Origin of the sequence: Hydrogenophaga sp., assembly GCF_011772445.1 — a bacterium.
GTDB lineage: Bacteria > Pseudomonadota > Gammaproteobacteria > Burkholderiales > Burkholderiaceae_C > Hydrogenophaga.
In genome coordinates this window covers 1-26,269 of sequence record NZ_WVZN01000008.1, presented here as the reverse complement: position 1 = coordinate 26,269, position 26,269 = coordinate 1, and the positions used below count along the sequence as shown (strand labels likewise).

The following is a 26,269-nucleotide window of genomic DNA, read 5'->3' as shown; positions in this document are numbered from 1 at the left end:
CCTGATGGGGGTCTGCGGCGCCCGCTCGCGTCGGGGCCCCTTCACCTCACGGCAGCACACGCGGCAGCAGCAGCCCGACCGTGCCCTCGAGCGTGGCGTAGAGGAACAGGATGCGCAGCGCCTCCAGCGTCTTGTTGGCCGGGCCGGGGGCCAGCCCGCGCATCCAGCGCAGCGCGTAGTAGAAGGCCGACAGCACCACCGCCACGACGACGCTGCCGTGCCAGGCCAACATGGCGTAGACCGACGCGCCCTGGCCGCTGGCATCACCGCGCAGGCCGGCCTGCCACCAGTCGCGCGCGTCCACGGCCAGCGCGGCGGCCAGGCACAGCGCGCTCAGCGCCATCGCCGCGGCGCTGGCGCCGCTGCCGCGCTTGAACCTGGCCATCAGCGGGCGGGCGGCGTAGGCGCTGCCGGCGGCCACGCCCAGCAGCGCCAGACCGGGCAGCAAGGTCCCGCGAGGCGCGGGGACGCGCCACCAGTCCGGGTGCGCGCCGTGCAGGTACAGGTAGCCGAAGACCGCCATCAGGAAAATCATGCCCAGCGTGACGCAGAGCAGCACGGCGCCCCACCAGCCGTGGGCCTGCGGGCCGGCCACGTAGGTGGGCAAGTGGATGCCGCCGCCCGCGTCGACGATGGGCGGATCGATGTGCCGGTCGTTGCTCCACACCCAGCGCATGAGGAACACCACGGCCAGCACCGCGCAGGCGGCGCTCAGGCTCAGCGCCTTCACGGTCAGCAGCAGGAAGGCGCCGGCCGTGAACAGGGCGCCCAGCAGCGGCCGCCAGGAGGGCCCCGGCATGAGCTGCACGTACTGCGGCTCGGCGCGCGTGGGGCTGGTGATGAGCGTCTCGCGCGCGCCGGTGGCGGTGCCGGGCAGGAAGTAGCGCCCCGCCTCCACATCGGCGGCCAGTTGCGGATCGGCCCACAGCGGCTCCAGGTCGCTCACCACCGGGATGGAGCGCAGGCCGTGGTTGCCGGCCGACAGCCATTCCAGCGTGCCGCCGTTGAAGGCGTTGCGCGCCCTGGCGCCGGCCGCGCCGCTGTGGCGCCAGTAGCAGCGCACCGCGTCCACGAGGAACAGCAGCACGCCGGCCGCCATGATGAAGGCGCCCACGGTGGAGATGAGGTTGGGCAGGTCCCAGGCGCGGCCGGGCAGGTAGGTGTCCACGCGCCGCGGCATGCCCATCAGGCCGGTCAGGTGCATGGGCAGGAAGGTCACGTGCACGCCGGTGAACACCAGCCAGAACACCCAGCGGCCGAGGCGCTCGGACAGGCGCTGGCCGTTGATCATCGGCGTCCAGTAGTAGAAGCCGGCAAGCAGGGGGAAGACCATGCCGCCGATCAGCACGTAGTGGAAGTGCGCGACGACGAAGTAGGTGTCGTGCGCCTGCCCGTCGAAGGCGACCATGCCCACCATGACGCCGGTGAGCCCGCCCATCACGAAGATCAGCACGCCGCCGATGAGGAACAGCGAGGGCACGTGGCGCTGCACCTTGCCAGCCGCCAGGGTGCAGATCCAGGCGAAGACCTGCGCGCCGGCCGGCACGGCCACCGCCATCGACGCCGCCGAGAAATAACCGGCCGACGCACCGGGCAGGCCCACGGTGAACATGTGGTGCGCCCAGACGCCGAAGCTGATGAAGCCGGTGGCGATCATCGCCAGCACCACCAGCTCGTGGCCCACCAGGGAGCGCTGCGCGACGGTGACGATCATGGTCGACACCATGGCCGAAGCGGGGATGAAGATGATGTAGACGTCCGGGTGGCCGAAGAACCAAAACAGGTGCTGGTACAGCAGCGGGTCGCCGCCGCGCGTGGCGTCGAACAGCGGCCAGTTGAAGGCGCGTTCGAGCTCGAGCAGGAAGGTCACCATGATCATGGCGGGGAAGGCCAGGATGATCATGACGCCGAAGATCAGGATGGCCCAGGCGTAGATGGGCATGCGGGCCAGCGTCATGCCCGGCGCGCGCGTGCGCAGCACGCCCACGATGAGCTCGATGGCCCCGGCGATCGCGCTGATTTCGATGAAGCCGATGCCCAGCAGCCAGAAGTCGGCGTTGATGCCCTTGGAGTACACGCCCGCGCTGAGCGGCGGGTACATGAACCAGCCGTCCGACGGCGCCAGGCTGAAGAAGATGGAGCAGAAGAAGACGGTGCCGCCGATGGCGTAGGCCCAGTACGAGTAGGCCGACAGGCGCGGGAAGGGCAGGTCGCGCGCGCCGATGATCTGCGGCAGCAGCAGCACGGCGATGGCCTCCACGGCCGGCACGGCGAACAGGAACATCATCACCGAGCCGTGCATGGTGAACAGCTGGTTGTAGGTTTCCTGCGGCACCACGCCGGCCAGGGGCGCCGCCAGTTGCACGCGCATCACCAGCGCCAGGACGCCCGCCGCCACGAAGAAGCCGAAGGCCGTGACGATGAACAGGAAGCCGACGAAGTTGTTGTTGACGGCACTGAACGCGCGCCAGCCACGGGGCGTTTCCCAGGCCTTCTGCAGTGCCTCCAGCTCGCCGGCCGGGCGGCCGCCCTGCGTGGGAAAGCGCTCGTAGAGGCGGGTGTCGAAGCCGGTCTCGGAGGCCCTGGGGTCGCGCACGGCGCCTTCCACGCCCGGGGTGGCGGTGCGTGTCATTTCAGGGTTTCCAGGTAGGAGGCCAATGCGTTCAGCTCATCCGCCGTCAGCGAGCGGTAGGCCGGCATGCGGTTGTTGGGCTTGATCGACTGGCTGTCGGCGATCCAGCCGATCAGCGTGGCGCGTGTGTTGGGCAGGATGCCGGCGCCCAGCGATTGCCGCGAGGCGATGTGCGTGAGGTCCGGCCCGGCGGTGCCTTGCGCGTCGGTGCCGGCCACGCGGTGGCAGGTGGCGCAGCCCAGTTCGTTGAACAAGCGTTGGCCATGCAGGGCTTCCACGCTGGACTGGGTGGGGGGCGGTTGCAGGCGCTGCTGCATCCACCGCTGCCAGTCCGCTTCCTCGTGTGCGATGACGACGAAACCCATCAGCGCGTGCGCGCCGCCGCAGAACTCGGCGCATTGTCCGCCGTAGCTGCCCGGCTCGTCGGCCTGCAGCTTGAGCCGGTTGGTGCGGCCCGGGATCATGTCCATCTTGCCGCCCAGCCGCGGCACCCAGAAGCTGTGGATGACGTCCTCCGACACCATCTCCACGACGACCGGCCGGCCCGCCGGGATGTGCAGCTCGTTGGCGTCCGCGTGGATCTCGCGCCCCTCGGCGTCGAGGTAGGACACACGCCACCAGTAGAGGTTGCCGGACACGCGCAGGCGCAGCTCGTCTCCCTGAATGGTGGAGAGGCCGCGCACCATCAGCAGCCCCCACACCAGCAGCACCAGCAGCACACCGGCCGGGATGATGAGGCCGAACCACTTGACCACGCGTTCGCCGCCGAGCTTCGCGCGCAAGGCGTCGCTGCCATACAGCGCCACCCACATCGCCGCGCAGACGCCGATGAAGATCAGCGTGACGAGGCCGATCAGCACCCAGGACAGCGTGGTGACCGAGTGGGAGAACGGGCCGGCCGGGTCAAGCACCGGCGGCGGCCAGCCGTACAGGGCCTCAGCGAGGCTCGAGCTGGAGGAGGTAGGCGGCGACATCGCGGGCTTCCTGGTCGGTCATGGGGATGGCCGGCATGGCCGTGCCGGGCAAGTGGTCGGGTGCGTTGCGCACGAACCGCATCAGCACGCCGGGCTGGTTGGGCAGGCGCCCGCCTATCAGGCCCTGGCGGCCGAAGTGCTCCAGCGACGGTCCGAGGCCGCCGCGCGGCCACTTCACATCAGGGAAGCTGTGGCAGGCGACACACCCCTTGTCGGTGACGAGCTGGCGGCCGCGCTGGACGTCGGCGTCGCTGAGCGTCGGCGTGCGGTCCGGCGGACCGTCGCAGGCGGCGAGCAGCACCGCGAACAGGCCGCTCAGGCCCAGGGTTGGCGCGCGCCTTGCCATGAAGTCAATTGCCATGCGCCACCCGTCTCTCTGCGTTCTGCTGCTCACGCTGCTCGCCGCCTGCACCGACCGGATGTCGCCCAGCGACGATCGCTGGGGCCGCAGCGGCGAGTTGATCGCGATGAGCGGCGGTGAAGGCGGGGCGCGCTATGCCTGCGTCAGCTGCCACGGCGCGCGCGGCGAGGGCAACGGCTTCGATGCGCCGCGGCTGGCCGGTCTGCCGGCCGGCTACCTGCAAAAGCAATTGGAGGACTACGCCCTCGGCCTGCGCCCGCACGCGGTGATGCGCGACGTGGCGCGCTTCCTGGACAGCCACGAGCGCGTGCGGGTGGCGAACCACTACGCGGCCCTGCCCGTCCCGCTGGGGCCGGCGCCCGCCGCGCAAGCCCCCGCGCTGTACGCGCGCACCTGCCAGCAATGTCACGGCGCCGATGGCACCGGCACGCCGCAGGGGCCGCCGCTCGCCGGCCAGCCTGCCTTCTACCTGGCCCAGCAGTTGCAGGACTGGCAGGTGTCGAAGCGGCGCAATGACGGGAACCATGAGATGTTGAAGGTGGCGCAAGCGCTCAGCGGGACGGAGGTGGAGGAACTGAGCCGTTTTCTGGCGCGGCTCCCACCACGCCCGGCGCCTGCGGTCCATTGAGGTCCAGCATGGAAGGCAGCACGCGGTCGCGCTTCACCACGTAGTGCAGCACCGCGGCGCCCGCGTGACCGGGAATGGCCAGGGCCGTGATCCAGACGATCCATTCGTGTGCCCGGGACGCGCCCTGCATCAGCGTGAACTGCAACTGCTCGGAGAGCTGGTCGAAGGGCAGCCTGGGAAACGGAATGACACCCGCGATCGATAGCGGCAGGTCGCTGGGCAGCGTGGACCACATGACCCAGCCGCTGATCGGCAGCGCGAAGAAGCTGAAGTAGAACCACACCTCCATGGCGTGGCTGGCGCGCCCGGCGAACGAGTGCTCGTCGACGTTTTCCGGCGTGCCGATCTGGCTGCGCCACAGGAAGCGCAGGGTGCCCAGCAGCATGATGGTGAGGCCCACCTCGGTGTGCGTCTGGTAGCCCAGGTACTTGTCGCCACCCACGGGCTGCCAGCCCAGGTACCAGCCATAGCCGAGCTGGAAGATCATCAGCGCCGCCATCACCCAGTGGAAGGCCACGCCGATGGGCGTGTACAGCCCGCGCCGGTGGTGGCCCTCGGCCCATTCGATGGCCTGGACGAGGTTCATGCGGCACGCAGCCCACGTTCGGCCTGCAACCAGCGCCAGCCGATGCCGATGGCCGCGGCCAGGTAGGCCAGGCTGCCCGGCGCCCACATCAGCAGGCCGGCGAGCTGCTGGTCCTCCAGCGGCGACACGCCCCAGGCCAGCGTGGACGCGAGGTGCGGCTCGTACAGCGGCTGCCCGGCGAACAGGATCAAGGCGCCCAGCAGGCCCATCAACACCATGGCCACGAGGATGGCCGCGATCGCGGCGGCGGGCGGTGCGCGGCGCGCCGCGAGCCAGAACAGGGTGGCGCTGCCCAGCAGCGACAACTGCATCAACGCATACACCGCGTCCGACGACAGCGCCGCGGCGTAGGGCGCGGGCGCATGCCAGAGCCAGAACACCGTGGTGGCGATGGCCGTGCTCGTCCACAGGGGCGCCCGCAACGCCATCCCCTGTGGTGCCAGGCCGTGCGCCAGCAGCGGGGCAATGGCCAGCACCAGCGCCATGTGGTGCACCACGCGCACCGTGAAGAAGGCCGAGCTGAGCGCGCACAGCGGCGAGACGTACAGCAGCACCGTCAGCCACCAGGCCCGGCGCAGCGCCGTGCGCGGCCGGGTGCTGGGCCACCACAGCGCGATGGCCAGCAGCGCCAGCGCCACCAGCAGAACCGGGTCGAGGTTCCAGCGGCCCAGCCACGCGTCCGGGCCGGGCGCCTCGCCGCAATAGGGAATCCAGCGTTGCCTTGCGTCCATGCGTTCGCATGGCACGCGGCTTGCCCGCCCTCTGCGCCCCTGGCGCGGCGCCCGTGGGAACGCGTTTTGCCGCAACTTTTACATGCCGCGCTGCCTCGGCGCCCCTGGCGCCGGGAACCGCACTTGCCAACAAGGCCGCATGCACGCCGTCATCGCCACCTCTGCGCTGCCGCTGTTTCTCGGGGCGCTCCTCAGCGACTGGGCTTACAGCCGCAGCTTCCAGCCCCAGTGGATCAATTTCTCGTCCTGGCTGATCGCCGGTGCCCTGGTGCTCGTCGGCCTGGCGATGCTGTGGGCCCTGGTGCTCCTGCTTCGAGGGCGCGAAGGCCTGGTCCACTGGCTGCTCCTGCTCGCCACCTTCGTTGTGGGCTTCATCAACGCCCTGGTGCACGCCCGCGACGCCGCGGCCACCATGCCCACCGGCCTGGCCTTGTCGGCCGTGGTGCTGGTGCTGGCGGCCGTCGCCGGGGGCATGGGACTGGCGGGCTGGCGCCGGAGCAACGCATGAATGCCGCACTGATCGCCGGCGGCGCCGTGGTCACCCTGGTCTCCGCTCTGGGGTATGTCATGGCGCAAACCCTGCCGGGCCCGGGCCAGTATGGGCCCAACCCCGAGTTGCCGGCGCCGCAGCGGGGCCTGCTGCCCGACATGGGGATCGCGGAGCCTGCGGGCTGGGAGGGCCGCCAGCCTGGCGTGCCGCAAGGCTGGACCATCAAGGCCATCGCCACCGACCTGAAGATTCCGCGCCAGACGCTGGTGCTGCCCAATGGCGACATCCTCGTCGCCGAAGGGCGGGGCGGCAACGCACCCAAGCTGACACCCAAGGACTTCATTGCCGGCATCCTGAAGGCCAGGGGCAACACATCTGTGAAGGGCGGCGACCGGCTCACGCTGCTGCGAGACGCCGACGGCGACGGCACCTACGAAGGCCGCTGGGTCTACGCGGAGAACCTCGACGCCCCCTACGGCCTGGCCTTCGCGGGCGGCAGGATCTACGTCGCCAACCAGGACGCGCTGGTGCGCTTCGACTACACCGACGGCCAGACCCAGGCCGCTGCGGCGCCCACCACCGTCGCGCCGCTGCCCTCGGCCGTGAACCACCACTGGACCAAGGCGCTCGCCATCGATGCCGAGGGCCGGTTCCTCTACGTGGGCATCGGCTCCAACAGCAACATCGGCGAGCGCGGCATGGCCGTCGAAGAAAACCGCGCCCTGGTGTGGCAGGTGGACGCCGCCACCGGTGCCGTGCGGCCTTACGCCACCGGCCTGCGCAACCCCACGGCCCTGGCCTTCGAGCCCAACACACGGCAGCTGTGGGCCGTTGTCAACGAACGCGACGAGCTGGGCCCCAACCTCGTGCCGGACTACCTGACCTCCGTGCGCGAAGGCGCCTTCTATGGCTGGCCCTATGCCTACTGGGGACCTAACGTGGACCCGCGCATCCGGCCGGGTGACGACGAGAAAGTGCAAGCCACCGTGAAGCCGGACTACGCACTGCAGTCGCATTCCGCGCCGCTGGGCCTGGCGTTCTCGCAGGCGGGCCTGCCCGCCCCGTTCGCCGAAGGGGCCTTCATCGGCCTGCACGGCAGCTGGAACCGCCAGGCGCCGGTGGGCTACAAGGTCATCTTCGTGCCGTTCTCGGGCGGCAAGCCCAGCGGCCCGCCGGTGGATTTCGTCACCGGCTTCCAGGCGAACGGCAAGACCATGGGACGCCCCGTGGGCGTGACGCTCGATCCCAAGGGCGCCGTCATCGTCGCCGACGATCTCTCCAACACCGTATGGCGGGTGAGGCCGCCGGGGCGCTAGCGGGCGGCGCTCCTTCCCGACGATCACCGCGTTGTTGCCATTCGCTGGAGCGAGGCTGTGGCCGGATTCGGGGTGGGTGCCGCTGTCCCACCTAGAATGAATGCTTTCCCCAGCAGAGGCCAACATGACCACCAAGAAAGATTCCGCATTCAACCGCACCCTGACCCCGAGCCCCGAACTCGCCGCGGTGATCGGCTCCACGCCCTTGCCCCGCACCGAAGTGGTCAAGAAGATGTGGGACTACATCAAGGCCAACAACCTGCAGAACCCCAAGAACAAGCGCAACATCCTGGCCGACGCCAAACTCAAGGCCGTGTTTGGCAAGGATGAGGTGACCATGTTCGAAATGACCGGGCTGGTGAGCAAGCACTTGACCTGAGCGTTTCGAGGGTTCGAGCCGGGTCGCGCGGCCCGGTGGTGAGTTTGATTCGTCGGCCGACCTGTTTGATCAGGTCGGCCGACGCTGCATTTGCGGGTGGCTCACTGATCTGGCGGCAGCAATGTTCTGCGGCATGCCAACTTCAGGGCGCCTGTCAGAGGGACGAGATGCCCGTCTCTCTCTTTGAGCTTGGCATGGACCCGAAGCACGAGCATCAACGCCGGCCTTGTCTGTCTTGCTGAAAGGCAAGCAGGTAGCCATTGCAGTCGACGATGGCGAATTCGCGGCTTCCGTAGGGCATATCCTGCAGCGTCCAGGCTACCGTGACGTGCTCTTTTATTGCTGCAAAGTATGAATCGATATCACCAACTGTGATGTAAATCGTCCCTGAAAGCACGGGCCCGAGCTTCCACAAATCCTGCGACGTGAAGACCAAGCTCGCGCCATCTTTCCTCGCAGTGAGTGTGTTCTCCAGGGTGGCCGCACAGTCAAACCCGAGAACCGACTGGTAGAAATCTCTGGTTGACTGAAGGTCAACGCAATGCAACAGGATTGTCAACGGCATCTGATTTCCCTCTGCCTCATGGTCGGCTCTTGGCCGATTGCGGCAGTCTAGCCCTGGCATCGCTACATGCAAGCGGTCGACATCAACGACCAGCATCCGAAGGTCTGCGACATAGCGCAGATCGACGTTCAAGGCGCCGACTCAGCCGAACGCACCCGGTCTTGAGCCGCCCCCAGCGCTCACCCCCCTTCAATCACCACCCGCTTCCTCCGCCCACTCGCCCCCGTCTTGATCCCCACCCCGGCCTTCGCGCACCCAAACCGTTTCGCCACCAGCCCGATCAGTTCCTCATTCGCCTTTCCATCCACCGGCGGCGATTTGAGTCGGGCGGTATAGGTGCCATCGCCGTTCTCCACCAACTCGCTCACGCGCGCGTTGGGCTTCACCAGCACCTCGATGATCCGGGTCGCCACGGTGCGGTGATGAATTCTCAGACCGTGCGGTTGCGCGCCAGCGGCGGGTTGGCCTCGAAGTACTTCACGATGCCGCGCATCAGCGCATCGGCCAGGTCGTCCTGGTACTTCGGGTCGCGCAGGCGGCGTTCTTCGTCGGGGTTGCTGATGAAGGCCGTTTCCACCAGCACGCTGGGGATGTCGGGGGCGCGCAGCACCGCAAAGTTGGCGTGCTCCACGCGGGGCTTGTGCAGCTTGCCCAGGCGGCCCACCTCGCCGAGCAGGTTGGTGGCGATCTTGCGGCTGTCGTTGATCTGGGCGGTGGTGCTCATGTCGAGCAGGGCGCGCTGGATGGTGGCGTTCTGTGCGCGCACGTTCAGGCCGCCCACCAGGTCGGCCTGGTTTTCCTTGTCGGCGATCCAGCGCGCCGCGGCGGAGCTGGCGCCGCGCGTGCTGAGGGCATAGACGCTGGCGCCCTGCGGCCGGGCGTTGTAGAAGGCGTCGGCGTGGATGCTGATGAAGAGGTCGGCGCGCACGCGCTGGGCCTTGGCCACGCGCGTCTGCAAGGGCACGAAGAAGTCGGCGTCGCGCGTCATGAAGGCGCGCATGGGGTTGCCATTGACCGTGGTGGCGTTGATGCGGTCGCGCAGTTTGCGCGCGATCTGCAGCACGACCTGTTTCTCCTGCGTGCCCTTGGGGCCGATGGCGCCGGGGTCTTCACCGCCGTGGCCGGGGTCGAGCGCGACGACGATGAGGCGCTCGGTGGGCCTGGGCTTGCCGATAGCACCGCCGCCACCGGGGCGCTGTTTGCTGGGGCCGGGGGGCAGTGGGGCTTTGGCCACGGCCGAAGGTTCGGTCGGCGGGGCGGAGGGTGTGTCGGCCGGGGTCTCGGGCGGGGGCGCGGTGCCGCGCTGGCTGCGCTCGATGAGGTCGCCCAAGGGGTCGTGCGGCTGGGTCCGGGCCAGGCCTTCGGTCTCCAGGCCCAGCAGGCGCGCGGCGCGCTCGCTGGCGGCGGCGTCGGCCTGGGTGCGCTGGGCCACCATTTGCACCAGCGGGTCGGGCGGCGCGGCGGGGTAGAGGTCGAACACCAGGCGGTGCTGGTAGGCGGCCACGGGTTGCAGGTTGAAGATCTGCGGCTTGATGTCGTGCTTGAGGTCGATCACCAGGCGCACGATGGTGGGTGCGTTCTGCGCGACGCGCAGGCCGGCGATGTTGGGGTCGTCGGACTTGAGCTGGCCCACCAGTTCGCGCAGGCCGGGCAGCAGGTCCACGCCCTCGATGTCCACCGCCAGGCGTGGCGGGTCCTTCACCATGAAGGAGTTGGTCTTGAGCAGCGCGTCGCTTTCGATGGTGACGCGGGTGTAGTCCTCGGCGGGCCACATGCGCACGGCCACCACGTTGGCGCCGCGTGCGATGTGGGCCTTGCCGAGCAGCAGCACCAGGGTGCCGGCCTGCAGCAAGCTGCGGCGGTGAAGAGCGATGCCTGACCCAGAGACACCGCCGGGCCGGCTTTGCTGGACGGCTGGTGTCGCCCCCTGGAGGGGGTCGCGCGAAGCGCGGCGGGGTTGGCTCATAGAACCGCTTCCAGCAGAAGTCGGCCCGCGGGGGTGCGGGCCTCTGCGCGCACCAGGCGCGCGTCGTCGTGCTCGGGGTCGTTGATCATCGGGTCGGGGTCGATGTGCAGGTCCAGGTCGATGGGGGGCAAAAATCCCGCGGCGCGCTCGGGCCACTCGACCAGCTTGAGGCCCGCGCTGGCGAACAGTTCCCGAAAACCCGCCTCTTCCCATTCGCGCGGGTCGCTGAAGCGGTAGAAGTCGAAGTGCCAGATGGACAGGGACTCACGCGCGGGCATCAGGGGGCAGTCGACGGCGGTGTGCGGCTCGACCACGGCGTAGGTGGGGCTCTTGATGCGCCCGCTGACGCCGAGCGCGCGCAGCAGGTGGCGCACGAAGGTGGTCTTGCCGGCGCCGAGGTCGCCATGCAGGGCAATGGTGGCGTGGGCGACGGCCGGGCACTGGGCCAGGCGCTGGGCGAAGGCCTGCGTGTCGGCCTCGTGGGCCCAGCGGCCCTGCCAGGTGGCGGGGGCCGTTGCTACCATCGGCGCCCCATGAAGGCTGTGTTGGATGCTGCTCAACTCGTCTCGCAGTTGCGTGCTTGGGGACGACAGCTCGGATTCTCCCAAATCGGGGTGGCCGGGGTGGATCTGCGGGCCGCTGAAGCGGGATTGATGGCCTGGTTGTCGGCTGGATGCCACGGTGAGATGGCCTATATGGCCGCGCACGGCCTCAAACGCGCCCGCCCCGCGGAGCTGGTGCCGGGCACGCTGAGCGTGATCACCGCGCGAATGGACTACCTGCCGCGCGACACGCCGCCCGATTGGGTGGACCAGGAATGGGCGCGCCTGCAGCGCCCTGGCGAGGCCATCGTGTCCGTTTACGCCCGGGGGCGGGACTACCACAAGGTGCTGCGGGCGCGCCTGCAGCAGCTGTCCGAGCGCATCGCCGAGGCGATCGGCCCCTTCGGCCACCGCGTGTTCACCGACTCGGCGCCCGTGCTGGAGGTGGAGCTGGCCTCGCGCAGCGGCATCGGCTGGCGCGGCAAGCACACGCTGACGCTGCACCGCGAGGCGGGCTCGATGTTCTTCCTGGGCGAGATCTATGTGGACCTCGAACTGCCGCCGTCCTCGCCCGTCACCGACCATTGCGGCAGTTGCAGCGCCTGCATCGACGTGTGCCCGACGCAAGCGATCACCGGCCCGCAGCGCGTGGACGCGCGGCGTTGCATCAGTTACCTCACCATCGAACACGTGGGGCCCATTCCCACGGAGTTGCGCCCGGCGATGGCCAACCGCATCTACGGGTGCGACGACTGCCAGCTGGTGTGCCCCTGGAACAAGTTCGCGCAGCGCGCCACCTTGCCCGACTTCGATGCGCGCCAGGGCCTGAGCGGCGCCACGCTGGTCGAACTCTTCGCATGGAGCGAGGAGGAGTTCCTGCGTCGCACCGAAGGCAGCGCGATCCGCCGCATCGGGCACGAGCGCTGGCTGCGCAACCTGGCCGTCGGCCTGGGCAATGCCTTGCGGGTGTCGGGTGATGAGGCGATCAGGCGGGCCCTGCAAGGCCGCGCCGGGCACCCGAGCGAGCTGGTGCGCGAGCACGTGGCCTGGGCGCTGGCGCAAGGCTAGGCGCGCTTCAGCCACTGGGCAGGTTGCCCTCCAGGCGGTCCAGCAGGGCGAGCAGGGTGCTGCGCTCCTGCGCGCTGAGGCCGGCGGTCAGGGTCTTCTCGAAGCGCGCGCGGTGCTGTTGCAGCCGGCGGTGCAGGGCCAGGCCGGCGGGGGTGGGGCTCACGCGCAGCACGCGGCCGTCGGCCGGGTCGGGCCGGCTCAGCAGCAGGCCGCGCTCGTGCAGGCTTTTCACCAGGCGGGCGATCTGCGCCTTGTCGCGCCCGGCGTGCTGCACCAGGTCGCTCTGCGTGTGGCCGTCGTGGTGCGCGAAGTAGTTCAGGCAGCGGGCCTCCATGGGGCCCAGGCCGTCGGCGTCCTCGCGCAGGGCCTGCTGCAGGTGTCGGCGCAGGCCGTGCATGACGGCGTGCAGCCGGTCCATCACCTCGGTGTTCGTGGGGCGGGGCATGATGTCCACATGGTTGATGTGGTCAACCAGTTTGGGGAATGATGGTTGTTATTGTCAACCAAAATGAAGACCATGAACAGTGACACCCCTTCCCATCTGAGCGTGGAGCGCGTGCGCCACGCCCTCAAGCGGCGCCGCGTGCGGGTGCAGGGCATCCAGCGCCTCGGCGCCCACTTCCTTCGCCTGCGCTTCGCGGGCGATGATCTGCGCGATTTCATCAGCGCGTCCTTCGACGATCACCTCAAGCTCATGCTGCCCGCGCGCGTTGGTGCGCCGCTGGTGCTGCCCGAGACCGGGCCCGATGGCCTGGTGTGGCCCGAGGGCGCCGAGCGCCCGGCGATGCGCGACTACACCCCGCGCGCCTACGACACGGCCGAGGGCTGGCTCGACATCGAGTTCCTGCTGCACGGCGAAGGCGCGGCCAGCGAATGGGCCGCGCGCGCTCAGGTGGGCGACGAGGTCGGCATCGGCGGGCCGCGCGGCTCCTTCGTGGTGCCCACGGGCTTCGACTGGCACCTGCTGGTGGGCGACGAGACGGCGCTGCCCGCCATCTCGCGGCGGCTGGAGGAATTGCCCGAGGGGGCGCGCGTGATCGTGGTGGCCGAGACGGCGGACGAGGCCGACCGGCGCACCTTCAACGGCCGCGCGGCGGTGGAGGTGCGCTGGATCCAGGCCGGCGAAACCGACGCGCTGGCGCGCGAAGTGGCCGCGCTCACACTGCCCGCCGGCGAAGGCTTCGCCTGGGCCGCCGGCGAGGCCGCGAGCATGGCCGCCGTGCGCCAGGCCCTGGTGGGCGGCCATGGCCTGGACAAGTCGCGCGTGCGCGCCTCGGCCTACTGGAAGCGCGGCAGCACGGGCCACCACGAGACGCTGTGAGCTGGCCGCCGCGGCGGCTTCAAGCCGAGGCGTAGCGCAAGCGCAGTTCCCGCTTGAGCAGCTTCCCGCTGGGGTTCTTGGGCAGCGCGTCGGTGAAGACCACGCGCTTCGGCGCCTTGAAGCCGGCCATGTGGGCGTTGCAGTGGGCGATGACCTCGTCCTCGGTGAGCGACTGGCCGGCCTTCACGACGACCACCGCCGTCACCGCCTCCACCCACTTCGGGTCGGCCAGGCCGATCACCGCCACCTCGCTCACCGCGCCCAGGCGGTAGATCATCTCCTCCACCTCGCGGCTGGCCACGTTCTCGCCGCCGGTCTTGATCATGTCCTTCTTGCGGTCGACGATGGTGATGTAGCCCTCGTCGTCCAGCGTGGCCAGGTCGCCGCTGTGGAACCAGTCGCCGGAGAAGGCCGCCTCGGTCTTCTCGGGGTCGTTGAAGTAGCCCAGCATCAGGTGCGGCGAGCGGTGCACCACCTCGCCCACCTCGCCGGGCATCACGTCTTCCATCAGGTCGTTGACGACGCGCGTTTCCACGTTGAGCACCGCCTTGCCGCAGGAGCCGGGTTTGCGCAACTGGTCGTCGGGACCGAGCATGGTGGCCAGCGGCGCGATCTCGGTCTGGCCGTACAGGTTCCACAGCCGCACGGCCGGCAGGCGCGAGGCCAGCTCCTTCAGCACCTCCACCGGCATGATGGACGCGCCGTAGTAGCCCTTGGCCAGGGTCTTCAGGCGCGCGGCGTCGAAGGCGGGCGAACGCAGCAGCGCGATCCACACGGTGGGCGGCGCGAAGAAGCTGGTGATGCCGTGTTTTTCGAGCAGGTTGAGCAGGTGGTCGGGCACGGGCTTGCCGGTGATGACGTTGGTGCTGCCCATGTAGATGGCCGGGCCGAAGAACACGTCGAGCTGGGCGCAGTGGTACAGCGGCAGGGCGTGCAGGGCCACGTCGGCCTCGGCGATCTCGGCATTGATCACGCAGCTCACGTACTGCCACAGCACCGCGTCGTGCGTGAGCATGGCGCCCTTGGGGCTGGACTCGGTGCCGCTGGTGTAGACGATCTGCGCCAGGTCGGTGCTCTGCAGCGTCACCTCGGGCAGGGGCTCGGCGCAGGCGGCCAGGTGGTCGAAGCGGTGCATGGACGCGTCGGGCTCGGTGGCGTCCTCGCTGGGCAGCCAGATGAAGCGTTCCACGGCGGTGTCCTGCGCGGCGGCGGCGCGGGCCAGTTCGCTCAGGCCGCTGTCGGTGGCCAGGGTCTTGGCGCCCGCGTGGCGCAGGATGTAGGCCACCTCGTCGGCCTTGAGCATGAAGTTGATGGGCACCAGCACCGCGCCCCGGCGCGCGATGGCGAAGCGCAGCGCCGCGAAGCCATGCGAGTTGCGCGCCAGCACGGCCACGCGGTCGCCTTCCTCCACGCCCAGGTGGGCCAGGCCGGCGGCCAGGCGTGAGACCAGGGCATTGAAGTCGGCGTAGGTCCAGCGCGTGTCGCCGCAGGCGATGGCGAGCTTGTCGGGCAGGCGCAGGGCGGTGCGGTGCAAGGCGTCGGCGATGGTCTGGCGGCGCACCACGGGTGCGAGGGGGGTGGTCATTCGAATGTCTCCAGGTTGGGTCTCCAGACAGATATGGTGCCCTATCATGCGCCGCATGCGTGGCATCACCTCCGACATGGACCAGGGCTTGCGGCGCCAGACCCGGCGGCGCCGCGCCCAACTGGTGGCCTGGTGGCACACCCTGCAGATGGGCGCGCAGATCACGGTGCTGATGCTCTCGCCGCGCAGCTACACCGGCGGGCGGGCGCGCACCGTGCTGTCGCATCAGGTGACGGCCGTGCTGCCGCTGCTGCCCTGGTTCGTGGTGTTGTCGGCGCTCATCAGCCTCGTCATCATCCGCATCGTCACGGCCACGGCCAGCAGCTACGGGCTGTCGCAATACGCGCTGGAGCTGCTGGTGCGCACCCTGGTGCTGGAGCTGATTCCGCTCTTCGCGGCCCTGTTCGTGGCGCTGCGCCATGCCATGCCGGGGGCCGAGCAGCTGCGCCACCAGCTCGACGTCCGCCAGCGCGCGGGCGGGCACATCCCGGGCATCGCCGGCCTGGCCGGCACCCTGTTGCCGCGCGCCATGGCAAGCATGCACGCCGTGGTGCTGCTGGCGGCGCTGGCGGGCGTGGTGGCCCTGGTGATCACCTACCTGGTGGTGCACGGGCTGTCGCCCTGGGCGGTGCCGTCCTACACCTACGACGTGGGGCGTGTGTTCAACTCCGTGGTTTCGCTGATCTTCCTGCTCAAGACGCTGTTCTTCAGCCTCGCGGTGGCCACGGTGCCCCTGGCCGGCGCGGCCGAACCCGACGAACACGGACGCTACGTTCCCCGCAGCGACATGGCCGAGTTCGCGCGACTGTTCTCCGTGCTGTTGATGGTCGAGATCGCCTCCCTGGTGGGCAACTACTACTAGACGCACATGAGCGAAAGAGAGCCGACACCCGAACGCGAGCAACCCCTCGTGCCCGAGCCGCCTCCCGTGCGCGGCCTGGAATTCAAGGCCGCCCTGCTGATGGCATTGACGCTGCTGCTGGTGGTGGGTTCGGTGGTGTTCGTGATGTTCGCCCGCGGTGTGTTCGAGCCCACGCAGCGCGTGGTGCTCATCGCCGACGACGCCGAAGGGGTGAACGTCGGCATGGACATGACCTTCGCGGGCTTTCCCATCGGCCGCGTGGCGCGGGTGGAGCTGGGCGCCGACGGCAACGCCCGCATCCTCATCGACGTGCGCGACAGCGACGCCAAATGGCTGCGCACGTCCAGCGTGTTCACCATGGAGCGCAGCCTGGTGGGTGGTACGCGCATCCGCGCCTTCAGCGGCGTGCTGGACGACCCGCCCCTGCCCGACGGCGCCGAGCGCACCGTGCTGCGCGGCGATGCGGCGGCCGAGATCCCGCAGATCACGGCCGCGGCGCGCTCGCTGCTGGACAACCTCAACGCCATCACGCGCGAAGACGCGGCCCTGCAGAGCACGCTGGCCAACCTGCGCGCCACCACCGAAAAACTCAACGGCCCCCAAGGAGCCATGGGTGTGCTGGTGGGCAACGAGGCCGACGCGAAGCAACTGAGCCAGGCCATCGAACGCAGCAACGCGCTCATCGCCCGCGCCGACGGCCTGGCCGCCCGCCTGGACAGCCTGGTGGCCAACGCCGACCGCCAGGTGTTCGGCCAGGGCGCCAAGCCGGGCGAGGGCAGCGTGGTGGGCGACGTGCGCGCCACCGTGGTGCAGATGAACGGCCTGCTGGAACAGGCGCGGGGCAGCCTGCAGAAGCTGGACGCCGTGCTGGTGGAAGCCCAGGGCGCGGCCCGCAACGCGCGCGAGGCCACCACCGACCTGGGCCCGCTGCGCGCCGACGTGGAAAGCAGCTTGCGCAAGATCGACGGCCTGATCGACGAGATCAACCGCAAGTGGCCGTTCGCGCGCGACACGGAGATCAAGCTGCCATGAGACGACTTCCGATGAGCCGCCCCGTGAGTGGCGTTCTCGCCTCAGTGCTTCTCTCGCTCGCGCTGGCCGCGTGTTCCAGCGGCCCGCCCACGCCGGCCTGGCAGATGAGCGCGCGCAGCTCGCTCGATGCGGCGGCCGTGGCCTGGCTGGAAGGGCGTGACGCGGTGGAAGCCGCCGAGTTCACCCGCGCCCGCGCAGCCGTGGCGCGCACCGGCCAGCTCGACCTGATCGCACGCACCGAACTGCACCGCTGCGCGCTGCGCGTGGCCACGCTGGTGTTCGCGCCCTGCGCGGGCTTCGACGCCCTGGCGACCGACGCCACGCCCGAGGACGCCGCCTACGCGCGCTACCTGGCCAACCGCCTGCAGCCGGGCGATGCTGAGCGTCTGCCGCCAGCCCACCGCGCGGCGTTGACGGCCACCGACCCGGCCGCTGCCCTGCGCGGCGTGGAAGACCCGGTGACCCGGCTGGTGGCCGCTGGCGCGGCCCTGCAGCGCGCGCAGGCCAGCCCGGCGCTGGTGCAGCTCGCGGTGGACACGGCCTCGGTCCAGGGCTGGCCGCGCCCCTTGCTGGCCTGGCTGCTGGTGCAGCAGCGCACCGCGCAGGCGGCAGGCGACACGGCCACCGCCGAGCGCCTGCAGCGGCGCATCGACGCCGTGGCGCCGCGCGCCACCGTGCGCTGAGGGCCTGGCATGAATGAAAGACCGCAAGGGCCGATCCGGTAATGCCTGAGCACCGACCACGGCGAACCATCCTGAGCGTCGACGACCACGAACTGGTGCGCGTGGGCCTGCGCCAGGTCATCGGCCAACACTTTGCCGACCGCTTCCACGTGGCCGAAGCGCACAACCTGGAGCAGGCCCTGCGCTTTCTGGACGAGCGCGCGGACGAGGTGTTCCTGCTGCTGCTCGACCTGAACCTGGGCGACACGCGTGGCCTGGCCGGGCTGCGCTTGCTGGGCCAGCGCCACCCGCGCCTGCCCATCGCCGTGGTGTCGGGTTCGAACGACGAGCGCGTGCGCGATGAGGTCCGCGCCCACGGCGCGGTGGGGTACTTCTGCAAAACCGGTGACACAGACGACCTGAAGGGCCTGCTGGACACCATCGAACGCGCCGCGACGGGCACCGACGGTGCAGGGGCCGACGCGCCAGCGGCACCGCACGACGCCTTGGCCCGCAGCCGGCGCCTGCGTCCGGGCATCCGCCTCAGCGACCGCCAGGTCCAGGTGCTGGAGCTCATCCTGGGCGGCCTCGACAACCAGGCCATCGCCACCGAAACCGGGCTGGCGCTCGGCTCGGTGAAGAACTGCGTCTCCACGGTCTTCCTCGCCTTCAACGTGCGGTCCCGCGCCGAGTTGATCGGGCTTTTTTCGTGAGCCGGCCGTGAGCGAGGGGGCGTCGACCCGCGTGGCCGTGCAGCGCATCCGGCTCGAGCTGCTGCTGCAGAAAACCGGGCCGGTGCGCATCCTCTCGCCCATTCCCTTCGCCACACCGCTGGCGGTGGTCTTCTACTTGAAATGGGCCTCCGTGCTGGCGCTGGTCTGGCTCGGTCTGTTCTATGCCGTCGTCGCCGTCACCTACCTGCGACGAAGAACGCTGCAGGCCCGCGGGCCGCTGCCGGACCACGAACTGCCCGACATCCTCCGCGGCCGTGTGCGCGACATCCTGCTGCTGGGCAGCATGTGGGGCCTGGCGCCCTGGATGCTGAGCGCCCACCGCAGCACCGACGACACCGTGCTGATCTCCATCTTCATCATGGGCGCGGTCTCGCTGGGCTCCGCGATCGTCTCCACCCACCGCCAGACCATTGCCGCCTTCAGCCTGCCGGCCGGCGCGGGCATGGTCAGCGCCTGCCTTTGGCACGGTGGCCTGGTCGGCTGGGTGCTGGCCGCCTGCATGGCGCTCTTTCTGGTGATGACGCTCAAGTGGACCTTCCAGCAGGCCGACCTGCTGGAGCAATCGCTCACGGTGCGATTCGAGAAGGAAGACCTGGCCCGCCGCCTGGCGCAGCAGGTGGAGCTGGTGGAAAACGCCAACCGCGAGAAGAGCCGCTTCCTCGCGTCCGCCAGCCATGATTTGCGCCAACCCCTGCACGCCATCTCGCTGTTCACCTCGGTGCTGGCGCGTTCGCGGCTGGACCCGGACAGCGCGCAGACCGTCACCCGCCTGAGCCATTCGGTGCGCCTGCTCAACCAGTCCCTCGACACCATGCTCGACATCTCGCGGCTGGACGCGGGTGCGGTGCAGCCCTGCGTCGAGGCCGTTCGCGTGCACGGGCTGTTTCTCTCGCTCAACCACACCTTCGCCGGCAGCGCGCAGGCGCGCGATCTGCAGATCCGCTTCCGCGCGCCGGGCGAGTTGGCCGTGATGAGCGACGCCTTGCTGCTCACGCGCCTGCTCGGCAACCTCATCGACAACGCCATCAAGTACACGCGCAGCGGCGGCGTGCTGATCGCGGCCCGCACGGGGGCACCGGCGGCGCACCCCGGCTGGGTCTGCTTCGAGGTCATCGACACCGGCATCGGCATCGCCCGCGAGCACCAGGCGCGCGTGTTCGACGAGTTCTACCAGTTGGACAACCCGCAGCGCGACCGCGCCGCCGGCCTGGGCATCGGCCTGTCCATCGTCAAGCGCCTGTCGAGCCTGCTGGAGCACCCCGTCGAACTCTCGTCCACGCCAGGGCGCGGCACGCGATTCCGGGTGTGGGCGCGGCAGGCCGTCGAGGGAGCGGCCGCGCTGGGCGCGCCCGCGCCCGCCGACCCCGTGGTGAGCGAAGGGCGCCTGCCGCGCCACGTGCTCATCGTCGACGACGAGCGGGTGGGGCGCGAGGCGCTGACGTTGCTGCTCTCGTCGTACGGTTGCACCGTGCACGGCGCGAGCGACCTGCCGCAGGCGCGGCAACTGCTCGACGCGCACCCGATCGAGGCCGTCGTGTCCGACGACCGCCTGCCGGGCGACAGCAACGGGCTGGCGTTTCTGCTCGCGCTGCGCGGCAGCGCGCCGCAGCTGCGCACCCTGCTGGTGACGGGCGAGACCGCGCCGCAGCGCATCAGCGAGATCAAGGCCAGCGGCGTGCCCTTCCTGCACAAGCCGGTGCTGGCGCAGCAACTGCTGGACGCGCTGGCGCGCTGACAGGCAATGGCCCGCGCATGTGACCCGGGTCACTTACGCCGGGCGGGACGCACATCGACACTCGGTGCCGTCTGTTCAATCCACGTCCCAACCCACGTCACGATCGGAACCTGTCTCCATGCCCCGACCGCTCCTCGCCCTGACCCTGTACCTCGTGGCCACCGCCGCCTTGGCGGCCAATGACGCGCCCTGCGCCGAGCACGAGAAACTGCGGGCCCAACGCGACAGCGCCTTGCAGAAGAAGGACTTCAAACAGTACTGCGCGGCCTTGTCCGGCCTGATCCGGCTGATGCCGCAGAAGCCGCCCGCGCCCGCGCACCTTCAATGCGAAGCCGACGCCAACCGCATGAAGGCCGAGGCCTGGCTCAAGGTGCGTCCCACGGTGATCGACACCATGACGACGACCTTCGATCAGAACTGCCGCTGACGCGCCCTCATTGGGCCGCGCTCCGGATGCACGACCGCGGGCCGTGGGCTCGCGATCTGTCACAACGCGCGGGTGTGATCCGTCTGGGGTGGGACAAGCCGAGTTTCCGGCTGTCAACAACCCTGACTTGAAAGGATCGAACATCATGGCCCGCGCGAACTGGTTTGCGGTTTCTCCCGAAGGGGCAAAGGCAATCGGTGTCCTGCATCACTACGTCGTCAACGACACGAACCTGTCCAGCGCCCTTGTCCACCTGGTCTTCCTGCGTGTGTCGCAAATCAACGGGTGTGCACATTGCATCGACATTCACACCCGCGACCTGCTCAAGGAGGGGGTGTCTGTCGACAAGGCGGTGCTGGTTCCAGTCTGGCACGAAGTCGAGCATCTGTTCACGGAGCGGGAGCGTGCCGCGCTGGCGTGGTCAGAGGAAGTCACGCGTGTGAGCGAAACGCACGCTTCCGACGAAGCCTACGCAGCCGCGCTGGCGGTGTTCGGCGAGAAGGACCTGGTGGACCTGACCTTGACCATCGCGGCGATGAATGCGATCAACCGGCTCGGCGTGAGTTTCCGTCTCAAGCCACGCGCCAGGAGTTGAGCCATGGCGACGGCTGTCGATCGAAACTGCCGCTGACGCGGGTTCATTGGGTTGCATCCATCGCGGCCTTCACTTCCGACAGCTTGCAGCCTTTCTTGAGGAACAGGTCCACCAGGTGCTCGCTGCGCGCCTGCACGTGTTCCAGCGCCTGTTCCGCATTCACCAGGCGCGTCTGCGCCTGCATCATCGTGTTGGTGCTGTCCTGCATGCCGGCCCGGCGCGCCTCAGCCGCCGCCTGCATGGCATAGCCCTGCATCTGGGCGCCACCGGGTATCAGCCCCAGCAAGCTGCCGCCGATGGCGGACCCCACGCCGCCCCGGCCTTCGCTGGCGAGCTTCATCATCTCGTTCTGCGTGTCCGTCATGGCCTGCTGCGCCTGCGCCGCTTCGGCCTGGTGCGCCTGCCCGGCTTTCTCCAAGGTCTGGGTTTCCGCATGGATCTGCGCGCAGCTCAAGTCGCCGTCTCCCAGTTGCCGCACGCTGCGCATCGGCTCCGTGGTGAGCAAGGGGCCGATCTGCGCGCTGGCGAGCACGGGCATCAGCGCAAGGCAGCCGTGCAGGGGGAGGCGCTTGAAAGTGGCGGAAAGCATGCAGGACCTCGTCTCGACATGAAGGTGGGCAACGCGCGCCGGTGCGGCGACACGGTCCTGCAAGTGTCGAAGGCGGGCGGTGGAGCGGGAAGTGACCGGGGTCATGTCACTCCGGGACGCGGTCGTTCAGCGCGCTGTGTCAGTCAGGAGTGCTCAGCCGGTCGGCAATGAACTGAAGCGCTCGCAGAGCGCTCGCCGGATCACCGCCGTACTTTTGACGGCCATCGCATCGCTGTCCGGTTTGCGTACGAATGGCACGACGACGCCGGCAACCATCCCGGGCTCACGTCATTGGGGCTGTGAGGTGAACGCCCCTCCCGGCGGCCGCTGTCGCTCGGTGGACAGCCAGCCGCAACGGGGTGTTCTATTTTCCAGGCACACCATCTGCCTGGAGCTGCACCATGGACGAGGATCCGACCGCGCTGGTACGACGCATCAATGCATCGGCCGAGTTCAACCGATGGTGCGGCTTTGACGTGGTGTCCTGCGCGCCGGGTGCGGTGGAGTTGGCGATGCCCTGGCGCAAAGAGGCGGGACAGTACGCCGGCTTCCTTCACGCGGGGCTGGTGGGCGCGCTCATTGATACCGCCTGTGGCTTTGCGGCGGCAACGTTGGTGGGCCCGCGCTTGCTGGCGGCCCACTTCTCGGTCAACTGCCTGCGACCCGCTGCCGGGCAGCGCTTTCTTGCCAGGGCCCGTGTCGTCAAGCCGGGCCGGCAGCAGGTGTTTACCGCCTGCGAGCTGTACGCCATCGAGGACGGCGTCGAGAAATTGGTCGCCACCGGCGAGACGCTGCTGACTGTGCTGGCCAAGGAGGCCTGACTTCAGCACCGGGGCATCGGCATGTCCTCGCACTGCACACAGCCGGCGTTGTTTCTTCGGCCACTCCTGCCGATGTGTTTGCCGCAGGCGGCAAAACATTCCGTGCTGGCTCGAAACGCGGCCCACTTCGCCTGACAGCTGTCTTGCCGTTGCGCGGCAACGCCGGGTTTGGGTATCGGTTCGGGCGGGGAACCAGCACCTTCTTCGCCCCCTGTGCTGCCGCGGCATCAGGCCGGTCTCCGAAATGGACCCGGCCCTGGCTGTCTGTCCAGCGGTACACCTCGGACTGGACACCGCTGCCGGCGAGTACCAGAGCGATCGCCAGCAGAAGACGGACCCTTCGAGCAACGCCCATATGGCTCTCCCTGATGTCTTGAAGCCAACGGGCATGGTAGTGCAGCGCAGCTGCGCGGCGACGCGGCCATCATCGAACTGAGCGGCGCGCGCTTTCCGGCCTGAACGGTTCGGGCCGGCCAGCGCGCCGCGCTCAGTTCACCTTGCCGATGCGCTGCACCACGCTCTTCATCGCCGCCGCGTCGGCTTTCACGAAGGCGTCGAACTCGGCCGCGTCCTGGTACTGGAACTGCGTGCCGGCGGTGGTCATCACCTGGATGGTGCGCTCGTCGCGCGCGGCGGCGCGCGCGGCCTCGCGCAGCTTGTCGATGGCCGCCTGCGGGGTGCCCGCCGGCGCGAACAGGCCGGCCCACTGCGAGTAGCTGATGTTCACACCCAGTTCCTTGAAGCTGGGCACGTCGGGCAGCAGGGCCAGGCGGCCTTCGCCCCAGTGCGCCAGCGCGCGCATGCGCCCGCTCTTGATGTGACCGACGACGCTGGCCGGGCCGCTGGCCAGGGCCTCCACCTGGCCGCCGAGCAGGCCCACGATGGCCGGCCCCGCGCCGGTGTAGGGCACGTGCAGCATGAAGGTGTTGGTGGCGGCCTTGAGCTGCTCCATGGGCACCTGCATGGTGCCGTAGTTGCCCGAGGAGCCGAAGGTGATGCGCCCGGGGTTGGCCTTGGCGTAAGCGATGAACTCGGCGTAGGTTTTCCAGGGGCTGTCGGCGCGCACCACCAGCACGGTGGGGTCGGCCGTCATGCGCGCGATGGGCGCGAGCTGGTTCACCTCGAACTGCGCGGGCCGATTGAGGATGCGGTCGGCCTCGGGCAGGACCACCAGCGACGACAAGGCCATGAGCACCGTGTAGCCATCGGCCGGGGCCTTGGCCACAGCCGCCATGCCGATGGCACCGCCCGCGCCGCCGCGGTTGACGACCACCACCGACTGGTTCAGGTGCCGGCCCATGGCCTCGGCCACGGGGCGGCCCACGGTGTCGGCCACGCCACCGGGCGGGAAGGGCACGACCATGGTGATGGGCTTGCTGGGGTACGGGTCCTGCGCGAAGGCGGGGGCCAGGCCGGTGAGGCCCAGGGCCGCCGAGGCGCCGAGCAGGCGGTGGAAGTCGCGTCGTTGCATGGCGTGTGTCTCCTGTCTGTTGTGGTGTGCGCGAAAAAAAAGCGGAGAGAAAGGTTCAGGCGAAGCGGTTCTCGATCTGGCCGATGCCATCGATCTCGATGCGCACCACGTCGCCGGCCTTGAGGAACTGCGGCGGACTCAGACCCATGCCGACGCCGGCGGGCGTGCCGGTGGCGATCACGTCGCCGGGGTGGAGCGTGATGCCGCGCGAGATGGTCTCGATCAGCGTGGGGATGTCGAAGATCAGGTCCTCGGTGCGGCCATCCTGCCGAGGCTCGCCGTTGACCCAGCAGCGCACGCGCGTGTGCTGGCCGTCGAGTTCGTCGGCCGTCACGATCCAGGGCCCCATGGGGCAGAAGGTGTCGAAGCTCTTGCCCATGTCCCACTGCTGGTGGCGCATCTGCACGTCGCGCGCGGTGACGTCGTTGACGATGGTGTAGCCCCACACATGCTTCATCGCGTCGGCCTTGGCGATGTTCTTGCCGCCGGTGCCGATGACCACGGCCAGTTCGGCCTCGTAGTCGATCTGCGGGGAGATGGCCTCGCCGGGCAGCCGCACCGCATCGGTGGGGCCGACCACGCACTCGGGCACCTTGGTGAAGACGATGGGCCACTGCGCCGGGTTGGCGTTGTTGTTCTTGAAGACCGAGCCCTGCAGCTCCTTCGCGTGCTCGTGGTAGTTGCGGCCCACGCACCAGAGGTTGCGGCGGGGCAGGGGGATGGGCGCCTGCAGTTGAACGGCCGACAGGGCGATGGCTTGGCCCTTGGTGCCGGGCAGTGGACGGCCAGCGGCGGCAGCTTCCACCAGCGGCAGCGCGCCGCGCTGCGCGTCGGTGGGGGACAGGTCGAAAGGGGTGACGGTCTGGCCGTCGGCCGAGACGAGGCCGACGCGGCGTTGGCCCTCATGGGCGAAGGTGGCGATGCGCACGAAATCTCCTGGTGGTTCATGTCAGGTACCAAAAAATACCAATTGGTACCAGAGCGGCAATGGTAGGCCGTCATGGAGCGGATCCACTGCGGGAATACCCTGGGGCACGCTCACTGAGCGCAATTGGTCTGATTTGGTACAGTGCCGCGCATGAGCCTCGCCACCCACCTGCGCCAGATCCTGCTCGACCAGTTCCAGTCCGGGCACTGGCGCGCGGGCGACCGCCTGCCCACCGAGCGCGAACTGTCGGATCAGCACGGCGTGAGCCGCACCACGGTGCGCAAGGCCTTGCTGGAATTGAAGCAGCAGGGCCTGATCGAGCAGACCGTGGGCAGCGGCACCTACGTGAGCGAGCGTGCGGGCGACCAACTCGGCCGCCGCGTGGCGCAGGATTCGTCGCGCTACACCAGCCCGGCCGAACTGATGGAGGCGCGCCTGGCGATGGAGCCGGCCATCATCGACATGGCCGTGCGCAACGCCAACTCGGCCGATCTGCAGCGCATGGACCACTGCTGCGACGAGGCCGAGCGCGCGAGCACGCTGGAGGCCTTCGAGCACTGGGACGCCGAGCTGCACCAGGCCATCGCCGACGCGGCGCACAACAGCTTCGTGGCCAATGTGTTCGAGCTGATGAAGACCGTGCGCGCGCAGGGCGACTGGGGCCAGCTCAAGAAGAAGAGCGTGACGCCCGAGCGGCGCCTGGCCTACCAGGCCGAGCACCGCGAGATCGTGAAGGCCCTGCGCGACCGCGACGCGGCGCGCGCGAAGAAGGTGACGGTGGCGCACCTGCTGCGGGTGCGGCAGAACCTGCTGGGCCATTGAGCCGCGGTGAACCGCGCCGCACCTGTCGGTGGGGCAGGGCGCTTCGATTTTGATGAACGCATGAGGCTTGCCTGAATCCGGCCCCAAACCGGCTCAACTACTGCCTTCGCGGTATGGGCCTCTCTCGTCCTCGCTGATGTGATCGCGCGCGCCGTGCATGTGGCACGGCGTTGGGTTCAACATCAGGGAGTAGCGAGTGAAGAAGAAGCACAANNCCGCGCGCGGGCTGGCGTGTTCTGTGCAATGGGCCGTGGCCCTGGCCGTGAGCAGCCCGCTCTCCAGCCCGCAGGCCTGGGCGCAGATCGTGGCCGATCCGTCCGCCCCCGGCAATCAGCGCCCCACGGTGCTGACCGCCCCCAACGGCGTGCCCCTGGTCAACATCCAGACGCCCAGCGCCGCCGGTGTCAGCCGCAACACCTACCGCCAGTTCGACGTCGGCTCCCCCGG

Annotated in this window: 31 protein-coding genes and 1 pseudogene; 17 read left to right on the top strand and 15 right to left on the bottom strand. The window is 69.3% G+C overall.

Annotation, left to right across the window (positions count from 1 at the left end; genetic code table 11):
* Positions 1–46 precede the first annotated feature (46 nt).
* From GTO19_RS03205 to GTO19_RS03195, 3 genes are read right to left on the bottom strand one after another with little or no spacing between them, the layout of a single operon-like run.
* A complete protein-coding gene (locus tag GTO19_RS03205; RefSeq protein ID WP_291018525.1) occupies positions 47–2,632 on the bottom strand; it encodes a cbb3-type cytochrome c oxidase subunit I in 2,586 nt (861 codons plus the stop codon).
* Positions 2,629–3,606 carry a cytochrome c oxidase subunit II gene (coxB, locus tag GTO19_RS03200; protein ID WP_291018523.1) on the bottom strand — a complete coding sequence of 326 codons (978 nt, stop codon included), beginning with the start codon at positions 3,604–3,606 and terminating at the stop codon, positions 2,629–2,631. Before coxB ends, GTO19_RS03205 begins: the two co-directional genes overlap by 4 nt.
* Positions 3,569–3,967 carry a c-type cytochrome gene (locus tag GTO19_RS03195; RefSeq protein WP_291018521.1) on the bottom strand — a complete coding sequence of 133 codons (399 nt, stop codon included), beginning with the start codon at positions 3,965–3,967 and terminating at the stop codon, positions 3,569–3,571. The genes coxB and GTO19_RS03195 overlap by 38 nt, the downstream gene beginning before the upstream one ends.
* Here GTO19_RS03195 and GTO19_RS03190 point away from each other — a divergent pair.
* Complete coding sequence (locus GTO19_RS03190; RefSeq protein WP_291018518.1) at positions 3,951–4,595, top strand: c-type cytochrome; 645 nt, start codon at positions 3,951–3,953, stop codon at positions 4,593–4,595. The genes GTO19_RS03195 and GTO19_RS03190 overlap by 17 nt on opposite strands.
* Here GTO19_RS03190 and GTO19_RS03185 read toward each other — a convergent pair.
* Both GTO19_RS03185 and GTO19_RS03180 read right to left on the bottom strand, forming a co-directional pair.
* The gene (locus GTO19_RS03185; RefSeq protein ID WP_291018516.1) at positions 4,519–5,181 is read right to left on the bottom strand and encodes a cytochrome b/b6 domain-containing protein; all 663 of its coding nucleotides are present in this window, start codon (positions 5,179–5,181) and stop codon (positions 4,519–4,521) included. The two genes, GTO19_RS03190 and GTO19_RS03185, sit on opposite strands and share 77 nt — an antisense overlap.
* The gene (locus GTO19_RS03180; protein WP_291018514.1) at positions 5,178–5,912 is read right to left on the bottom strand and encodes a cytochrome c oxidase assembly protein; all 735 of its coding nucleotides are present in this window, start codon (positions 5,910–5,912) and stop codon (positions 5,178–5,180) included. Before GTO19_RS03180 ends, GTO19_RS03185 begins: the two co-directional genes overlap by 4 nt.
* Before the next feature lie 139 nt (positions 5,913–6,051).
* Between GTO19_RS03180 and GTO19_RS03175 the strand changes: the two genes are divergently transcribed.
* From GTO19_RS03175 to GTO19_RS03165, 3 genes are all read left to right on the top strand, one after another.
* Positions 6,052–6,420 (top strand): hypothetical protein, encoded by a 369-nt coding sequence (locus GTO19_RS03175; RefSeq protein WP_291018512.1) that lies wholly within the window; start codon positions 6,052–6,054, stop codon positions 6,418–6,420.
* On the top strand, positions 6,417–7,718 hold the full coding sequence (locus tag GTO19_RS03170; protein WP_291018510.1) for a sorbosone dehydrogenase family protein: 1,302 nt from the start codon (positions 6,417–6,419) through the stop codon (positions 7,716–7,718). The genes GTO19_RS03175 and GTO19_RS03170 overlap by 4 nt, the downstream gene beginning before the upstream one ends.
* Positions 7,719–7,818: 100 nt before the next feature.
* Entirely contained in the window at positions 7,819–8,097 is a 279-nt protein-coding gene (locus GTO19_RS03165; protein WP_291018508.1) for an SWIB/MDM2 domain-containing protein, read from the top strand.
* A gap of 214 nt (positions 8,098–8,311) precedes the next feature.
* On the opposite strand, the gene GTO19_RS03160 is transcribed toward GTO19_RS03165, so the two are convergent.
* The 4 genes from GTO19_RS03160 to tsaE form a co-directional block, all read right to left on the bottom strand.
* On the bottom strand, positions 8,312–8,794 hold the full coding sequence (locus tag GTO19_RS03160; RefSeq protein WP_291018506.1) for a VOC family protein: 483 nt from the start codon (positions 8,792–8,794) through the stop codon (positions 8,312–8,314).
* A gap of 47 nt (positions 8,795–8,841) precedes the next feature.
* A complete protein-coding gene (locus GTO19_RS03155; RefSeq protein WP_291018504.1) occupies positions 8,842–9,075 on the bottom strand; it encodes a DUF167 domain-containing protein in 234 nt (77 codons plus the stop codon).
* Between the two features lie 17 nt (positions 9,076–9,092).
* Entirely contained in the window at positions 9,093–10,514 is a 1,422-nt protein-coding gene (locus GTO19_RS03150) for an N-acetylmuramoyl-L-alanine amidase (RefSeq protein ID WP_363302932.1), read from the bottom strand.
* A gap of 110 nt (positions 10,515–10,624) precedes the next feature.
* Positions 10,625–11,152 carry a tRNA (adenosine(37)-N6)-threonylcarbamoyltransferase complex ATPase subunit type 1 TsaE gene (tsaE, locus tag GTO19_RS03145; protein WP_291018502.1) on the bottom strand — a complete coding sequence of 176 codons (528 nt, stop codon included), beginning with the start codon at positions 11,150–11,152 and terminating at the stop codon, positions 10,625–10,627.
* A 9-nt stretch (positions 11,153–11,161) separates the two neighbouring features.
* On the opposite strand from tsaE, the gene queG reads away from it, so the two are divergent.
* The gene (queG, locus tag GTO19_RS03140) at positions 11,162–12,238 is read left to right on the top strand and encodes a tRNA epoxyqueuosine(34) reductase QueG (protein ID WP_291018500.1); all 1,077 of its coding nucleotides are present in this window, start codon (positions 11,162–11,164) and stop codon (positions 12,236–12,238) included.
* Between the two features lie 7 nt (positions 12,239–12,245).
* On the opposite strand, the gene GTO19_RS03135 is transcribed toward queG, so the two are convergent.
* On the bottom strand, positions 12,246–12,683 hold the full coding sequence (locus tag GTO19_RS03135) for a MarR family transcriptional regulator (RefSeq protein ID WP_291018497.1): 438 nt from the start codon (positions 12,681–12,683) through the stop codon (positions 12,246–12,248).
* Between the two features lie 72 nt (positions 12,684–12,755).
* Here GTO19_RS03135 and GTO19_RS03130 point away from each other — a divergent pair, with 72 nt between their 5' ends.
* Complete coding sequence (locus tag GTO19_RS03130; RefSeq protein WP_291018495.1) at positions 12,756–13,559, top strand: siderophore-interacting protein; 804 nt, start codon at positions 12,756–12,758, stop codon at positions 13,557–13,559.
* Positions 13,560–13,578: 19 nt separating this feature from the next.
* Here GTO19_RS03130 and GTO19_RS03125 read toward each other — a convergent pair whose 3' ends face one another.
* On the bottom strand, positions 13,579–15,144 hold the full coding sequence (locus GTO19_RS03125) for an acyl-CoA synthetase (protein WP_291018493.1): 1,566 nt from the start codon (positions 15,142–15,144) through the stop codon (positions 13,579–13,581).
* Positions 15,145–15,199: 55 nt separating this feature from the next.
* On the opposite strand from GTO19_RS03125, the gene GTO19_RS03120 reads away from it, so the two are divergent.
* The 7 genes from GTO19_RS03120 to GTO19_RS03090 all read left to right on the top strand — a co-directional run bounded on the left by GTO19_RS03120 (position 15,200) and on the right by GTO19_RS03090 (position 21,191).
* Positions 15,200–16,006: an ABC transporter permease gene (locus GTO19_RS03120; protein WP_291025872.1), complete on the top strand. Its 807-nt coding sequence runs from the start codon at positions 15,200–15,202 to the stop codon at positions 16,004–16,006.
* A 6-nt stretch (positions 16,007–16,012) separates the two neighbouring features.
* Positions 16,013–17,038 carry an MlaD family protein gene (locus GTO19_RS03115; RefSeq protein ID WP_291018489.1) on the top strand — a complete coding sequence of 342 codons (1,026 nt, stop codon included), beginning with the start codon at positions 16,013–16,015 and terminating at the stop codon, positions 17,036–17,038.
* A 23-nt stretch (positions 17,039–17,061) separates the two neighbouring features.
* Positions 17,062–17,721: a hypothetical protein gene (locus GTO19_RS03110; protein WP_363302930.1), complete on the top strand. Its 660-nt coding sequence runs from the start codon at positions 17,062–17,064 to the stop codon at positions 17,719–17,721.
* 41 nt (positions 17,722–17,762) lie between these two features.
* Positions 17,763–18,413 carry a response regulator transcription factor gene (locus GTO19_RS03105; protein ID WP_291018485.1) on the top strand — a complete coding sequence of 217 codons (651 nt, stop codon included), beginning with the start codon at positions 17,763–17,765 and terminating at the stop codon, positions 18,411–18,413.
* Between the two features lie 7 nt (positions 18,414–18,420).
* Positions 18,421–20,169, top strand: coding sequence for an ATP-binding protein (locus GTO19_RS03100; protein WP_291018482.1), 1,749 nt, complete (start codon positions 18,421–18,423; stop codon positions 20,167–20,169).
* A 118-nt stretch (positions 20,170–20,287) separates the two neighbouring features.
* Complete coding sequence (locus GTO19_RS03095; protein ID WP_291018479.1) at positions 20,288–20,596, top strand: hypothetical protein; 309 nt, start codon at positions 20,288–20,290, stop codon at positions 20,594–20,596.
* Between the two features lie 145 nt (positions 20,597–20,741).
* The gene (locus tag GTO19_RS03090; protein ID WP_291018476.1) at positions 20,742–21,191 is read left to right on the top strand and encodes a carboxymuconolactone decarboxylase family protein; all 450 of its coding nucleotides are present in this window, start codon (positions 20,742–20,744) and stop codon (positions 21,189–21,191) included.
* A 43-nt stretch (positions 21,192–21,234) separates the two neighbouring features.
* Here GTO19_RS03090 and GTO19_RS03085 read toward each other — a convergent pair whose 3' ends face one another.
* On the bottom strand, positions 21,235–21,780 hold the full coding sequence (locus GTO19_RS03085; protein ID WP_291018473.1) for a hypothetical protein: 546 nt from the start codon (positions 21,778–21,780) through the stop codon (positions 21,235–21,237).
* Positions 21,781–21,993: 213 nt separating this feature from the next.
* Here GTO19_RS03085 and GTO19_RS22375 point away from each other — a divergent pair.
* Positions 21,994–22,083: pseudogene (locus tag GTO19_RS22375) on the top strand (DUF1348 family protein); the annotation flags it as partial.
* 98 nt (positions 22,084–22,181) lie between these two features.
* Entirely contained in the window at positions 22,182–22,601 is a 420-nt protein-coding gene (locus tag GTO19_RS03080) for a PaaI family thioesterase (protein WP_291018470.1), read from the top strand.
* On the opposite strand, the gene GTO19_RS22370 is transcribed toward GTO19_RS03080, so the two are convergent.
* The 3 genes from GTO19_RS22370 to GTO19_RS03070 form a co-directional block, all read right to left on the bottom strand.
* Complete coding sequence (locus GTO19_RS22370) at positions 22,507–22,956, bottom strand: DUF4124 domain-containing protein (RefSeq protein WP_363302926.1); 450 nt, start codon at positions 22,954–22,956, stop codon at positions 22,507–22,509. The two genes, GTO19_RS03080 and GTO19_RS22370, sit on opposite strands and share 95 nt — an antisense overlap.
* A 132-nt stretch (positions 22,957–23,088) precedes the next feature.
* The gene (locus GTO19_RS03075; protein ID WP_291018467.1) at positions 23,089–24,072 is read right to left on the bottom strand and encodes a tripartite tricarboxylate transporter substrate binding protein; all 984 of its coding nucleotides are present in this window, start codon (positions 24,070–24,072) and stop codon (positions 23,089–23,091) included.
* Between the two features lie 55 nt (positions 24,073–24,127).
* A complete protein-coding gene (locus tag GTO19_RS03070) occupies positions 24,128–25,000 on the bottom strand; it encodes a fumarylacetoacetate hydrolase family protein (RefSeq protein ID WP_291018464.1) in 873 nt (290 codons plus the stop codon).
* A 150-nt stretch (positions 25,001–25,150) separates the two neighbouring features.
* Between GTO19_RS03070 and GTO19_RS03065 the strand changes: the two genes are divergently transcribed.
* On the top strand, positions 25,151–25,822 hold the full coding sequence (locus GTO19_RS03065) for a FadR/GntR family transcriptional regulator (RefSeq protein ID WP_291018461.1): 672 nt from the start codon (positions 25,151–25,153) through the stop codon (positions 25,820–25,822).
* A 196-nt stretch (positions 25,823–26,018) separates the two neighbouring features.
* Positions 26,019–26,269: hypothetical protein (locus GTO19_RS22365; protein WP_363302924.1), on the top strand; the 251-nt coding region annotated here is incomplete at its 3' end.